Origin of the sequence: Dactylosporangium sp. NPDC049742, assembly GCF_040674675.1 — a bacterium.
GTDB lineage: Bacteria > Actinomycetota > Actinomycetes > Mycobacteriales > Micromonosporaceae > Dactylosporangium > Dactylosporangium maewongense.
Genome location: NZ_JBFANF010000092.1, coordinates 16,847 through 30,684, shown reverse-complemented (window position 1 = coordinate 30,684; position 13,838 = coordinate 16,847). Strand labels below are relative to the sequence as shown.

Here is a 13,838-nt window from a genome sequence, read left to right as displayed (position 1 = left end):
ACCGCGCCGCTCAAGCCGCGCCGCACCGCTCAAGCCACGCCACCAAGCCGCACCGCCCAGACCGCGCCGCTCAAGCCGCGCCGCACCGCTCAAGCCACGCCACCAAGCCGCACCGCCCAGACCGCGCCGCTCAAGCCGCGCCGCACCGCTCAAGCCGCGCTGCCCCAAGCCGCACCGCCCAAGCCGGACCGCGCCGCCAATGCCACGCCGCTCAGGCCGCACCGCCCAGACCGCACTGCTCAAGCCACGCCGCCAGACGACACCGCTCAGGACCGCGCCACTCAAGCCGCGCTGCCCCAAGCCACACCGCCCAAGCCGCACCGCTCAGGACCGCGCCGCCGGGACCACGCCGCCGAAGCCGCGCCGGACCACTCAACGCCGCGCGGCCCAGGCCGCGGGGGCCTAGGCCGCACACCGCACAGGCCGCGTCGCACAGGCCGCGTCGGTCGGGAGGTCCGGGGTCAGCTGACCTGGTGCTGGTCGGGGAGTTCGGTCAGGCGGATGGTGCACAGGCCGCCGCGGTCCGCGTGCACGTCGGTCACCTGCAGTTGGGTGCCCGGGGTCAGGATGAACTCCTCCTCGCCGGTGAAGGCGGAGAACCGGCGGATGCCGACGGCACGGGTGGGGTGGACCTCGAAGAGGGTGCGTTTGCCGCGGCGGCCCAGGAACGACTCGGCGATGCTGAGCTTCGAGGTACACGAGGAGACGCCCCACCAGGTGACGGTCTGACCGGCCGGGTACTGCGCGCGCAGGTCCATCGACACGCCGCGCCACAGGGGCTCGGTGCGGGCGGGCAGGCGGGAGACGGCGGAGAACAGCAGGCGCAGATACGGCAGGTAGGGCACGACACGGGAGCGGTCGGGGCTGCGCAGGCTCGCGTTGATCTGCCGGTAGAAGGCGGACTCGCAGGTGTACAGGTAGAGGGCGGCGACCTCGGCGGCGGACAGGCCGTCGGTGTCGGCGCGGGACGTGCCGAACTGGTGCGACTGCTCGACGTGCCAGTCGAGGCCGGCGAGGACCTTCGCGGCGGGGGCGATCGCCTCGCGGAAGTCCATGAGCGGCGTGTCGAAGACGCCGGTGATGGCGGGGAGGGCGAGGCCCTCGTCCTTGACGCTGGCGAGGCGCTCCAGGTAGAGCTGGTGCAGCTCCATTGTGGACGCGATGAAGGCGCCCATGCGGTCGGCGGCGGCGGCCGACGCATTCCACCCCTTGCTCGGCAGCCAGTCGATCTCGTCGGCGCCGAGGTCGTCGAGCGCCGCGTTGACGGTGCCGAAGTGCTCGCCGTCGCAGAAGATGTCGCCCTGGGCGGCCGGGTTGGCGTGGTCGATGTGGCGGACCCGCACGCCCGGGTAGCGCTTCTCGAGGCGCTGCACGACGCTCTTCAGGCTGCGGGCGTGCGCGCCCCACCAGGCGAAGACGACGCTGCGGTCGGGCTCGTCGGCGTCCTGCTTGGCCTTGAGGATCTCCTCGACGAGCCGCTCGACGACGGGCCGCCAGAACGCGGTGTGCTGGTCGGTGGCCATCGCGCCGTCGCTGCTCGCGGTCAGGGACGCGTTGAGCAGCAGGACGCCCTGGGTGAGCATCGCCTGGAACCACTCGGGCGGCTGCACGGTGTCGTGCTCGCGCAGCAGCTTGCGGATGTCGGCGATCGGGGTCTTCTTCGGGATGCCGTGCTTCCACATCGCCGCGGCCTTGATGATGCAGCGGATGGAGATGACCTTGCCGAACTGGCTGTCGTCCCAGTCGTGGAACGTGTTGTCGAACATGGCGATGCCGGTGGCGCTCTCCGGCCGTGGGTACGGGTTCTGCCCGAAGACGACGACCTTCCACTTGTGCGGAGGGTTGGGCTTCAACGCCTGGAACGTCAGCTCCCGCACGGGCACGACCTTCGGGCTGCGGCCCGGGCCGATGAACGAGGCCGCGGCCGGCTGCGCCTCGATGACGGGCTTCAGCAGCGGCAGCCACGGCTCGCCGCCGCCGCTGAACAGCTCGGCAAGGCCCAACTCGTCGTCGCTCATGATGCCCCCAGGTCGCCGTCGATGGGGCCAGGCCCCGAAAACGCCCGGAGACTAACACCGACCTCTGACATTTTTTCCGCCGAAGCGCACCCGGTACGGTCCGGCGGAACCGAAGCCACAGCCGAAGTCCGATCGGAGCGAGCCATGCCCGAAAGCACCACCAACACGCAGCTCAAGGTGGTCCTCTGCGACGTCAACGCCAAGGTCGTGCAGGCCTGGCGGTCGGCGTTCCAGGACAATCCCGAGGTCGAGATCGTCAAGGGCTCGATCCTCAACCAGCGGGTCGACGCCTGGGTCAGCCCGACCAACTCGCAGGGCCGGATGGACGGCGGCGTCGACGCAGTCGTCAAACGGCACCTCGGCGCCGGCATCCAGCTGCGGGTGCAGCGGGCCATCCACGACGGGTTCGCCGGCACGTTGCCGATCGGCAGCGCGGTGTGTGTCCCGTCCGGCGCCGCCACCCCCAGGTTCCTCATCTCCACCCCGACGATGACGCAGTCGGTGCAGAACGTCCGCGAGACGCTCAACGTGGCCCTCGCGTGCGCGGCGGCGTTCCAGGCGATCCACATGCAGAACGCGGCCGAGCCCGGCAGCATCACGTCGGTCGCGCTCGTCGGCATGGGCGCGGCCACGGGCAAGGTGCCGCCGCAGGTGTGCGCCAACCTGATGTGGGCCGGCTACACGCTGTTCGGCGACTACTCGTTCGACGACTACGACGAGCTGCGCACCACGGTCAGCGCCCAGCTGGACGACATCGAGCGCCGCCCGGAGCAGGAGCGGGTCCGGATCACCCCGCCGCAGCGCCGGTAGGCGCCTGCACGAGAACTGCACGCGGCCCGGGTCACGCTGCCATCGTCGAGCGTGGCCCGGGTCGAGGATGGTCGCACATGTTGATGGTGGGGTTCGTGGTGATGCTGCTCATCGGGGTGGTGCACCTCGTCAAGGGGGTCCGCTCCTCGGGCAGCGACCGGCGGTTCCTGGCCCGCGCGGTCCGCGTGCCCGGCGTCGTCGTCGACGTCAGCTGGGATTTCGTCCCCACCGCCGCCGGGGTCCAGCTGGGGATGCCCGTCTTCCAGTACCACACCCGCGAAGGCCGCCCGATGCGCGCGACGGACCCCGTCGGGGCGAACCCGCCCCGTTTCCGGCCCGGCACGCCGGTCGCCGTCCTCTACGACCCCAAGGCCCCGCACGTCGCGAAGCTCGAGGCGAACCTCGGCACTGGCAAGGGCCTGAACATGCTCAGCGCCATCGGCGGTACCGCCGCCGCCATCGCCGGCCTGATCGGCCTGGTCGTCATGCTCAGCGAGTAGCGGGCAGCATCGACGGGTACCAGCACCGGCATGCGCCTCGCGTCACTCGTCGCCGTCCGTCTCCTGTTGCCGGTGCTGCTCCTGTACGGGCTCCTCGTCGGCCTCGGACTCCTCGTGACGCGAGCGCTACCCGGCGTGTGGCCGCTGACCGTCGAGGACGGCGTCAACCGTGCCCTGGCGGCGGAGCGCACCGGCCCGCGCACGGACGTCTCCCTCGTGTTCAGCACCATCGCCAGTACACCGGCCATCATCGCTGCCACAGCGGTCGCCGCGACCGTCCTCGTCCTCCTCCTGCGCCGCTGGCGCGAGCCGCTGTTCCTGTGCGCGGCCGTGAGCGCCCAGGCGGCGGTGTTCCTGTTCACGACCCTCGCGATCCACCGGCAGCGGCCGGCGGTGGAGCGCATGGACGGCTCGCTGCCCACGTCGAGCTTCCCGTCGGGGCACACGTCCGCCGCCGTCGCGCTCTACTGTGGACTGGCGTTCCTGCTGGCCCGCGCCGCCACCCGCCCCGTCACCCGGGCCGCCGCGTGGGCGCTGGTCGCCATCCCGCTCGGTGTGGCGTTGACGCGGATGTACCGCGGGATGCACCACCCGAGTGACGTCGTCGCGTCGTTCGTCAACGGTGGGGCCTGCCTGTACATCATGGCCCGCGGCATCCTCGACAAGACCGTGCCCTGGAACCCGGGCGGCCGCTCCGCCGTGCCCCGCCAGCGCGAGTCCACCACCGGCCCGCTCACGACGGCGGCACCCCCGCGACCCCTCCGGCCGGGACCGGCGGACCCCGCCGCGACCTGACGCCCACCGGCGCCGCCGCGGACCGCACCCTTCAACCGACCGGCTCCCGGTGGCGTCCGCGGACCGCACCTTCAACCGACCCTGCTTTCCGCGGCGGCCGCGGACCGTGTCCGCCAACCGATCCGGCTCCCGGTGGCATCTGCGGACCGCGCCCTTCAGCCGACCCCTCTCCGTGGCGGCCGCGGACCGTGTCCGCCAACCGACCCGGCTCTCCGTGGCGGCCGCGGACCGGTGCGCGGGCCGCCACGGCGAAACGGTGCTGAGGGCGGGTCAGGCGAGCTTCACCACCTGGCGGTCGTCGGCCGAGCGGCGGGCGGCCTCCAGCACGGCGAGCGTCGCGATCGAGCCGGCGGGGTCGACCGGCGGCGGCGCACCCTCGCGAAGCGCAGCGACGAGGCCCTCGTAGAAGCGCTGGTACGCGCCCGGCTCGGTCGCCACCGGCCGGTCCTGCCCGTCGACGGTGAGCACGCCGTGGCGGGCGGGGTCGTCCTCGCCCCAGCCGGGTTCCGTCGGCAGGCGGCCCGCCCGCAACGCGTCCTCCTGCACGTCCATGCCGTGTTTCGTGTACGCCCCGCGGTCGCCCAGCACCCGCAGCCGCGGCCCCGGCGAAGCGGCGAGCGCGCTCATCCACAGGTGCGACCGGGCGTCGCCCTCGTGCCGCAGCGCCACGAACACGTCGTCGTCGACCTCGACGCCGGCGCGGCGGGTGTGGACCTCCGCGTACACCTCGGTCGCCGGGCCCAGCAGCTGCAGCGCCTGGTCGACGAGGTGGCTGCCGAGGTCGTACAGGAGCCCACCGGCCTCGGCGGGGTCGGCGCTCTCCCGCCAGCCGCCCTTCGGCACCGGCCGCCACCGCTCGAACCTCGACTCGAACCGCAGCACCCTGCCGAGCGCCCCCGACTCCACCAGCCGCCGGGCCGTGAGGAAGTCCCCGTCCCAGCGCCGGTTCTGGTACACGCTGAGCAGCAGCCCCCGCTCGGCCGCCAGCCGCACCAGCGCCTCGCCCTCCGCGGCGGTCGCGGTCAGCGGCTTGTCGACCACGACGGGCAGCCCCGCCTCCAGCGCCGCCCGGGCCAGCGGCGCGTGGGTCCGGTTCGGCGAGGCGACCACCACCACGTCGAGCTCGCCGGCCGCCGCCCACAGCTCCTCGGCCGCCGCCAGCAGCGTCGCTCCGGGGTACGCCTCGGCCGCGGCGCGGCGGCGCTCGGGGTTGGCGGTGACGATCGCGCTCAGGGCGAGCCCGGGCGTCGTGCTGATCAGTGGTGCGTGGAACGCCGCGCCGGCCGTGCCGTACCCGACCAGCACGACGCGCAAGGTGGTGTCGCTCATGCCCTGAAGTCTCCCCTACCCCGCCGCGGCCCATGCGGAGATCCCTGCCCGAGCCCTGAGCGGAGCGCGGCCCACCTGCACGACACCCGGCCGCGGCGGTCGCGGGTCTGCGGTCATGTCACGAGGTCCTGCAGGTCGCGGGCGATCTCCGAGTACGTGACGGCGTCAAGCCCCACAGGTGCCACGCACGCGGCGCAGGCCACGCCGGCAGCGGTCCCGGCGGGCGCGACGCCCCCGTCCTGCGGCCGCCGCCCTCCGGGATGGTCATGCTCGACACGGACCGTCACGGTCTGCTCGCCGCTGCCGTCGGACCGGCCGACGAACACGCCAGGTTCCAGATCGACCACTACCAACCAGCCGCCTGGCACCCGCCGCGTCATTGACCGGATGCGCCCGCCGTCACCCGCCTGCGCGCGGACCCAGCCACGCCGGTCGAGGACATACAGCCGCCGCGCATCGGTCGTCCGCCCGTCCACACCGAGCCGCGCGGCAAGGTCCTCCCCGGGACGGACCGCGCTGCCGGCGCTTGTTGCGGCGGCCGGCTGGTGTACGGCGCGGCCCAGCTGAACGAACGGCTGAACGATCTCGTAGTCGGCGAACAACCGCACCCAGGCACCGAGACCTTCCCCCAGGGTGACCGGGTGCACGATCCCCACCACGGCGTCAGCGGCAAGAGCGAAGGGCTCGTCGCCGACGTCGGCGAACGTGAGGTCCTCCGCGACACGGAACGCGGCAAGGAACGCCCCGCCCGGGCCGTCACCGGCGAACGTCGCCCAGACGAGGCGGCGGGCGAGCTCACGCAGCACCGGGTGGGCGACGATGCTGTCGCGGAAGCCCGCGGCAGACCAGCGCCGCTGATCGACCATGGCAACTTCGAGGCGGCGGGTCTGCTCGGCAGCGATGGTGCGGGCTTCCCTGCGCAACTCGGCGAACCGGGCGTACGCCTCCTGTGCCAGCACCGGGTCGTCCTTCGCCCCGGGCTTCGGCAGCTCCCGGCGGCGCGGCTCCACACGGCTCGGGTCGCCGCGGTGGTGGGCGGGATCTTCGAGGACGTACGGGCGGAGTTGTTCGTCGAGGCGGACGCTGAAGCGCCGGGGCCCGTAGTCGAGGATCAGGGCGCCGTCGGCGGGGAGGTCGAGGTCGGGCACGAGGCGGTCCGCGAGCTCCTCCGCACCGAGCCCGACGGTGGCCGCGGCCTCGGCGGCCCGGCGGACGGCGTGCTCCTTCAGCTTGCCGCGGGCGCTCCCCGCGATGCGAACCAGCTGCCGCAGCGCGCCGAGCGACCCGACTCCCGGCGGCGGACCGGCAAGGCTCGGCGGGTCAGCCGCCGGCAGGCCAGGCGTCGGAGAGTTGAGGTCGGGGGTTGAGGGAGCGACGGCAGCGGTGCTCAGGGTGGCGAGGATGTCGACGGCGACCCGGGCGTTGGCCAGCTCGCCCGCGGCGGGCCAGGCGAGCGCGAGCGGGGCCAGCCGCGCCGCCGTCGAGTCGTCGCCGATGAGCCCGAGCGCCGTGAACGCCCACCGCTGCGATGCGGGGCCACCCGCGGCGCGCCAGGCCTGATAGAGCGACCAGCCGAACTCGGCCAGGCTCCCCGGGTCGCAGACCTGCCGGACGACGGCAACCCCCGCGTACGGGTCGTCGAGGGTCGACATGGCCAGCATCGTCACGAAGTGCCGGGTCGCGTCGGCAGGCAGAACCGCGCCGACGGGCGGCGCCGGGCCGACTGGTGGGACCGAGCTGTCGGGCCGTGCCGGGTCGGCGGGCAGAACCGCGTCGACAGACCGTGCCGAGCTGGCAGGCAGGACCGCGACGGCAGGCAGCACCGCGTCGACAGGTCGTGCCGAGCTGGCAGGCAGCACCGCGCCGACAGACCGTGCCGAGCTGGCAGGCGGGACCGCGACGGCAGGCAGCACCGCGCCGACAGGTCGTGCCGAGCTGGCAGGCAAGACCGAGTCGGCGGGCCATGCCGGGCCGGCGGGCAGAACCGCGTCGGCTGGCAGGGCCGCATCAGCGGGCCGAGCCGAATCGACGGGCAGCGCCGCATCGGCGGGGTGGGGCGGGGCGGGGGGCTGGGTGGAGCGGACTCGGAGGGCGGGCAGGAGCAGTGCGTCGGCCCAGGCGGGGGTGGTGGGGATGCGGGCGGGGAGCAGGTGCAGCGGGTCGGTGGTGAGCAGGGCCTGGACGCCGGCGAGGGCGGCTGGGCCGTAGCGGTCGGCGGCGGCGAGGACGGTGGCGGTGTGTCCACTTCGGACGAGGAACCGCAGGGCGGCGGACGCGTCGCGGCGGGCCGTGCCGGGGCGGGCCAGCGCCGGTGGGATCAGCGCGGACGCGGCCTCGGCCGGGTGGCGGCGCAGCCACTGCTCGGCGACGGGCCGGGTCTGCGTCGAGCGGGCGAACCAGCCTGCCATCCATCCCGCGACGTCGGGCCCGGCCCGGTCCAGCAGCGCGTCGGCGCTCGCCGCGGCCCAGGGGCCGCCGCCGGGGACGGCCGGAGGGTCGGGGCAGACCAGGCCGGGGACGATGGGGGCGGCCGGCGCGGTGGTGGTCCAGGGTGGGGTGGCCAGGATCGGCGGGACGGCGGCCGGCGGCGCGGACTCGACGCGCAGCATCGCCCCCACGCGGGCGGCGGCGGGCGGGCTGAGGGCCGGCAGCAGGCGGGCGGCGCGGGCGGGGTCGGCGCGGACGTGCGCGGCGAGCAGCACGCCGATCGTCGGCGTGGCGGTGGCCTCGGCGAGGCGGCGCAGGGCCAGGTCGGGGAAGCGGTGGATCGCCTTGGCGAGGGCCGGACGCACCCGGCGCTCGGCGGAGCGCGAGACCAGGGCGTCGAACGCGGAGTCGGTCGGGAACGTGGCGAGAATCCCCGCCGTCCACGCGACGGCGTCGGCGGTCAGCGGCTCGGTGCGCAGCCAGTGCGTGAGGTGCGGCTCGATGGCGGGGCCGATCGCCGCGGCCAGGCCGGAGATCGTCGGCTCGTCCCAGAACAGCCAGTGCGGCGCGACGACCCGCAGGAGCACGTCGAGCTGGTCGAGGCTGCGGACCGACGGCAGCAGCAGCCGGCACATCGTCTCGTCGCCGGCGGCGGCGAAGGTCGCGCAGTCCTCGTCGACCCAGGCCGTCACCGCCGGCGCGAGCAGTGAGGCCGTCAACCGCCGCAGCGGCCGCGGATCGGACCGCAGCGCGGCGAGATCCTCCACCACCGCCGCAGCCACGGCCGCGCCCGGCCCGACGTCCGAAGACCCAGCCACGCCCGACCCGGCCACGCCCGACACCACCGCCGCAGACACAGCCACGCCCGACCCGGCCACGCCCGACACCACCGCCGCAGACACAGCCACGCCCGACCCTGCCACGCCCGACACCACCGCCGCAGACGCAGCCACGCCCGACCCTGCCGCGTCCGACACCACCGTTGCGGAGAGGGCTGCGCCCGACACCTCCGCCTCCGCCACGGCCGCGCCTGGCGCCACCGCCGAAGACCCAGCCGCGCCCGACACCATCGTCGCGGAGGTGGTCGTGAGTGGCTCGGGAAGGTGGGGCCGCAGTCGCAGGGCGAACCGTGCCCAGGCGTCGCGGAGGAACGCCTGGCGCGGGCCGGTGGGTGTGGACCAGGTGACGAACGCCGTCGCGCCCGTGCGGCCGGCGCCGGCGTAGAGGCCGGCGAGCTCGGCCACCGCCCGCGCCACGTGCCGGACCCCGTGGGCCGCCACCCAGGTATCTACGAGCGCGTCGAACTCGGACTCGGGAAACCGGTCGAGCCGCCGCGCCAGCACGGCGACGGCGACCGCGAGCCCGAGCGGCGAGGACGCGGGAGCGGCGGCGATCTCCGGAGGCGTCTCGACGTGCCCGAGCACCGCGGGCAACGCGTCATCAAGCAACCGGCGAACCATCATCAAGCACCCCCCGACGCCGTCACCATAACGCCACCCCCCGACATGAAATCCGGGGACGATAGCGTAGGGATCATGTTCAGCGTCGCCCTCACCGAAGCAGCGCAGCTACGGCCGCTGGAGCCGTGGCAGGCCGGGGAGTTCCTCGCCCATATGGACCGCGCCAGGCCGACCGTCGACCCGTGGATCCCGTGGGCCGGGGTCAGCACGGACCTGGAGACGGCGCGGGCGACATTGCAGCGGTACGCGGACCTCGCCGCCCGTGACGCCGGGCGGCTGTTCGGGATCTGGCTCGACGGGACGCTCGTCGGCGGGACGATGTTCGTCGCGTTCGACGCGCAGGCCGGCACCTGCGAGATCGGCTGCTGGCTGGAGCCGGCCGGGCAGAAGCGGGGGCTCATCACGATGGCGGTGCGGGTGCTCATCGACTGGGCGGTGCACACCCGCGGCATCCACCGCGTCGAGTGGCGCTGCCGGACGGACAACACGGCCAGCAGCGCCGTAGCACGCCGCCTCGGTATGCGCCGGGACGGCGTGCTGCGGGAGGTTCACCCGTACAAGGGGATCCGTCACGACCTCGAGATCTGGTCGCTCCTCGCGTCCGACGGCTTCTCCAGCGACGGCCTGTCCGGACCGCCCTCCAAAGAAGGCTCCGACGACGGCTCCACAGACGGCTCCGCAGACGGCTCCGGCGCGTGACGCAGGCTCAGCAGCACCGACCCCGCCAGCACGGTCACGACGACCGCCAGGCTCACCAGTGACGGGATCTCCGGCACCGAGGTGCTGATCGTCTTGTGCGCGGCCTGCAGGACCAGCTTCACGCCGATGAAGGCGAGGATGATCGCCAGCCCCTTCGACAGGTACCGGAAGCGGTCCAGCATCCCGGCGAGCAGGAAGTACAGCGCCCGCAGGCCGAGAATCGCGAAGGCGTTGGACGAGTAGACGATGAACGTGTCGTCGCTGACCGCGAGCACCGCCGGCACGCTGTCGACGGCGAAGACCAGGTCGGCGGCCTCGATCGCGACCACGACGACGAGCATCGGGGTGGCGACCCACTTCACGCCCTGCTTGACGAAGAACTTCGCGCCGGAGTACTCGTCCTGGACCGGCAGCACCTTGCGCACCAGGCGCACGGCGATGTTGGTGCTCGGGTCGTAGTCGTCCTCGTCGTCCTTCATCAGCTTGTACGCGCTCCACAGCAGGATCGCCGCGAAGACGAACAGCACGACCGTGAACTTGCTGATGATCGCGACACCGGCCGCGATGAAGATCGCCCGGAAGATGAGGGCGCCGATGACACCGTAGAAGAGGACGCGGTGCTGGTACTGCTTGGGCACCGCGAAGTAGCCGAAGATCAGCGCGAACACGAAGAGGTTGTCGACCGACAGGCTCTTCTCCAGCAGCCACGCGGTCGTGAACTCCACGCCCGCCTCGGCGCCGAGGGTGGCCCAGACGAGACCGGCGAACGCGAGCGACAGCGTCACCCACACCGCGCTCCACTTGGCGGCCTCGCGGAAGCCGATCACGTGTTCCTTGCGGTGGGCGAGCAGGTCGACCGCGAGCATGACGACGACACCGATGCCGAACGTCGCCCACAGCCAGATCGGTACGTCGAGCATGAACCATCCCTCCAGATAGCAAGCTGTCTGGGTTCAAGCGTCGCCCGCGACCCGGGCCTCCCGCTGCGTCGGCCGCAGGACATTCGGCCGGGTGTACGTTGCCGACGACCGGCAAGAAAGTGTGGTTTGAGAAACGCTAGTCGAGGGGTGTCGACGGCCAGTCGAGCAGTCTCGCGGCCGTGACCGCCGCGTGGAGGGTCAGCCGCTCGGCAGGATCGGCCGGGTCCCTCCCGATCAACTCTGCCACCCGCGCCAGCCGGTACGTGACGGCCCGCACCGACAGGTTCAGCCGGGCCGCCGTCTCGGTCGCGACGCAGCCGGTCGAGTAGTAGGCGTCGAGGGTCTCGACCAGGTGGCCGGCGCCGCCGCGGGCCCGGGTGAGCGGGGTGAGGGTGCTGCGGACCAGGTCGTGGACGGCCGGCAGGTCCTGCAGCAGCACCCGGTAGATGGTGAGGTCCCGCGCGTCGACGAGGGGCTGCTCCAGGCGGAGCCGGTCGGCGAGGTCCAGGGCGTACCGCGCCTCGTCGTGGCTGGTCCGCACCGCCGAGGCCCCGATCCGGGGGCTGCTGACCGCGCCCCGCCAGGCGCGCCCCGGCCCCCGGACGGCCCGGTCCAGCTCGCGGGTGACGACGTCACGGACCGTGGCGACCGCCGCGGCGTCGGGCGCGGCGAACACGCACACCACCTCGCCGGAGCGGATCAGCACGAGGGGCTGCGCGTCGCCGTGGCGGCCCTGCAGCGCCCGCTCGAGGCGGCCGGGGATGGCGGCCGTGTCCGGCCCGCCGAAGCCCGAGGGCCGGCGGACCACCAGCACCGCGACCGGCCCGGACAGCGTGAGCCCGATGTCGGCGGCGGGGCCGGTCGCCTCGATCGCCTGCTGGCCGCCGGCGAGGAGCGCCTCCATGACGTCGTGCTTGACGGCCTCCTGGAGCCGGATGACGTCGGCCCGGGCGAGCTGGAACCCCTCGACCAGCGCGGCCACGCCGTCGTCGGCGGCCCGCAGCACGGCGAGGGCGGAGCCCCGGACCCGGGCGGCGTCCCCGCCGGCCACGTCGGGCGCGTCGCGCCACAGCCGCCACGCCGCCGACAGGTACAGGTCCACCAGCGCGCGCAGCGCCACGCCCTGCACGGCCGCGCGGCGCCCGGACGCCGCGCACGCCTCCAGCTCGCGGCGGCGCAGCCGCCGGCCGTCGGCGGTCGCGGCGACGACCGCGGTCAGGAACCCGCCGAGCAGCGACGGGTCCAGCCCGCCCGCGTCGCCCGCCGCGGCGGCGGCGATCCGCTCGAGGTCGGACACCCTGCCACCACCCCAAACGTACGAAAGCCCGGACAACCAGGCTACAACCGCCGCGGCGTCATACCGGGCAGGTCGCCGCGCCGGGTCTCAGCCGCGGGCGGTGCCGAAGCCGAAGAGGACGGCGATGCCGAGGGCGCTGCGCGGCGCATACGGCTGCCGCCACAGCCCGCCGTGCGCCGCCGCGAACGCCTCGTCCTGCCACGGGTGCGTCCCCGGCGGCGGCGAGACGTGCAGGTCGTGGACGAGCAGCGCGGCCATGAGGGTGTTGCTCGTCGCCGGTTCGAAGATCTCGATGCCGAAGCGGTGCGCGCCCGCGTAGGCGGCGGCGAGCAGGCGGTTCTTCAGGACGCTGCGGGTCCGGGTCGCCGGCGCGACGGTCAGCGACACCGTGGCGCCGTCCGCCCGGGCGTGCGCGGCCCGCCACCGCTGGAGCCGCTTCGCCAGGGCGTAGTTGGGGCCCTGCTGCGGCACCAGGCTGTCGTTGATGCCCGGGAGGGTGCCCGGGTAGTTGGGCGCGAGCAGCCGCCCGCCGCTGAGGACCCGCAGCGGCCCGCGCAGCCGCCCGATGCCCTTGGCGGTCGCATACCGCCGGCCGGACTCGTCGACCGCGTCGTCCGGCACGGCGAACACGTCCGTCGGCGTGGCGAGGAACGCGAGCGCGAGGTCGGGCCGCGCCTGCCGCAGGCGGACGGTCAGCGCGTCCACGGCGACCGCGACCCGGACATTCAGCGGGCCGTCGGCGTAGACGTAGTTGCCGAGCACCGGCGCGCCGTCCACCTCGCCGAGCCAGTCCGCGACCCGGCGCAGGTCGTGCAGCAGGTCCGCGCCCGCGTGCTGGGCGAGGTCGGCGCCCTCCCGGGCGACGGGCACGTGCAGGCGCCCGCCGGAGCGGTGCGCGGTCTCCAGGAGCCGCTGCCAGATCGCGGGGCGGGGCAGGTCGACGGCGACGACGTCGGCGCCCCAGCGCAGCAGCGCCGTCAGCGGACCCATCTCCGCCCCGGCGCCCAGCACCACGACGGGTCGCCCTTCGAGGGTGAGCCAGGCCGGGTTGGCGGCGACGGTCCGCACCGCCTCCGCGCACGACGGCTCGATGACGCCGCCGGCCACCCATGCGTCGAGCTGCCGGAGCAGGCGGTCGCCCTCGAGCCGTTCGCCGCGATACGGCACGACGAGCGAACGCCGCGCCTCGCCCGTCCCGGCGACGGTGGCGGTCCGCAGGGGCTCGCCGGCCGGCGTGTCGAACGCGCTGTCCAGGGGCTGCTCGTCGGCGTCCGGGGCAGGCCGGTACCGCATCCGCGACCGCAACGACGAGAGCCCGTCGCCGGCGATGGCCAGCGCGGCCTCGCGGGACGGCAGCCCGGCCTCGACGAGCCGGTGGAAGTGGCGCAGGTATTCACCGCGCCAGTTCTTCGTCGTCTCCGCCTCGCGGGCCCATTCGGGCGAAACGGACCGCAGCGCGTCGGCGACGACGCCCCGCCCGAGTGCGGACGTGCTCGGCGCACCGTCGACGGTGGGGATGACGATCCCGCTGGGCATGTCGCTCATGGGGGCAGTCTGCCAAAACGACGGCCGCCCCGGACCGA

At 74.2% G+C, this 13,838-nt stretch carries 9 protein-coding genes and 1 pseudogene; 4 read left to right on the top strand and 6 right to left on the bottom strand.

Features of this window, described 5'->3' with window-relative positions; all coding sequences use genetic code 11:
• Positions 1-461: 461 nt before the first annotated feature.
• Entirely contained in the window at positions 462-2,018 is a 1,557-nt protein-coding gene (locus AB0J72_RS53955) for an ADP-ribosyltransferase domain-containing protein (protein ID WP_363415446.1), read from the bottom strand.
• 144 nt (positions 2,019-2,162) lie between these two features.
• Between AB0J72_RS53955 and AB0J72_RS53950 the strand changes: the two genes are divergently transcribed.
• From AB0J72_RS53950 to AB0J72_RS53940, 3 genes are all read left to right on the top strand, one after another.
• A complete protein-coding gene (locus AB0J72_RS53950) occupies positions 2,163-2,828 on the top strand; it encodes a macro domain-containing protein (RefSeq protein ID WP_363415443.1) in 666 nt (221 codons plus the stop codon).
• A 77-nt stretch (positions 2,829-2,905) separates the two neighbouring features.
• Complete coding sequence (locus AB0J72_RS53945) at positions 2,906-3,328, top strand: DUF3592 domain-containing protein (protein WP_363415440.1); 423 nt, start codon at positions 2,906-2,908, stop codon at positions 3,326-3,328.
• Between the two features lie 30 nt (positions 3,329-3,358).
• Positions 3,359-4,123: a phosphatase PAP2 family protein gene (locus tag AB0J72_RS53940; protein ID WP_363415437.1), complete on the top strand. Its 765-nt coding sequence runs from the start codon at positions 3,359-3,361 to the stop codon at positions 4,121-4,123.
• 270 nt (positions 4,124-4,393) lie between these two features.
• Here AB0J72_RS53940 and AB0J72_RS53935 read toward each other — a convergent pair whose 3' ends face one another.
• Together AB0J72_RS53935 and AB0J72_RS53930 are read right to left on the bottom strand one after the other, a co-directional pair.
• A complete protein-coding gene (locus AB0J72_RS53935) occupies positions 4,394-5,452 on the bottom strand; it encodes a Gfo/Idh/MocA family oxidoreductase (RefSeq protein WP_363415434.1) in 1,059 nt (352 codons plus the stop codon).
• Positions 5,453-5,565: 113 nt separating this feature from the next.
• Complete coding sequence (locus tag AB0J72_RS53930; RefSeq protein WP_363415431.1) at positions 5,566-9,327, bottom strand: DUF4132 domain-containing protein; 3,762 nt, start codon at positions 9,325-9,327, stop codon at positions 5,566-5,568.
• Between the two features lie 87 nt (positions 9,328-9,414).
• Between AB0J72_RS53930 and AB0J72_RS53925 the strand changes: the two genes are divergently transcribed.
• On the top strand, positions 9,415-10,038 hold the full coding sequence (locus tag AB0J72_RS53925; RefSeq protein ID WP_363415424.1) for a GNAT family protein: 624 nt from the start codon (positions 9,415-9,417) through the stop codon (positions 10,036-10,038).
• A 56-nt stretch (positions 10,039-10,094) separates the two neighbouring features.
• Here the strand turns inward: AB0J72_RS53925 and AB0J72_RS53920 are convergent.
• The 3 genes and pseudogenes from AB0J72_RS53920 to AB0J72_RS53910 all read right to left on the bottom strand — a co-directional run.
• Positions 10,095-10,904 (bottom strand): annotated as a pseudogene (locus AB0J72_RS53920) (TerC family protein); the annotation flags it as partial.
• A 190-nt stretch (positions 10,905-11,094) separates the two neighbouring features.
• The gene (locus AB0J72_RS53915; RefSeq protein ID WP_344504482.1) at positions 11,095-12,255 is read right to left on the bottom strand and encodes a helix-turn-helix domain-containing protein; all 1,161 of its coding nucleotides are present in this window, start codon (positions 12,253-12,255) and stop codon (positions 11,095-11,097) included.
• A gap of 87 nt (positions 12,256-12,342) precedes the next feature.
• Positions 12,343-13,800 carry a hypothetical protein gene (locus tag AB0J72_RS53910; protein ID WP_363415421.1) on the bottom strand — a complete coding sequence of 486 codons (1,458 nt, stop codon included), beginning with the start codon at positions 13,798-13,800 and terminating at the stop codon, positions 12,343-12,345.
• Positions 13,801-13,838: the final 38 nt, after the last annotated feature.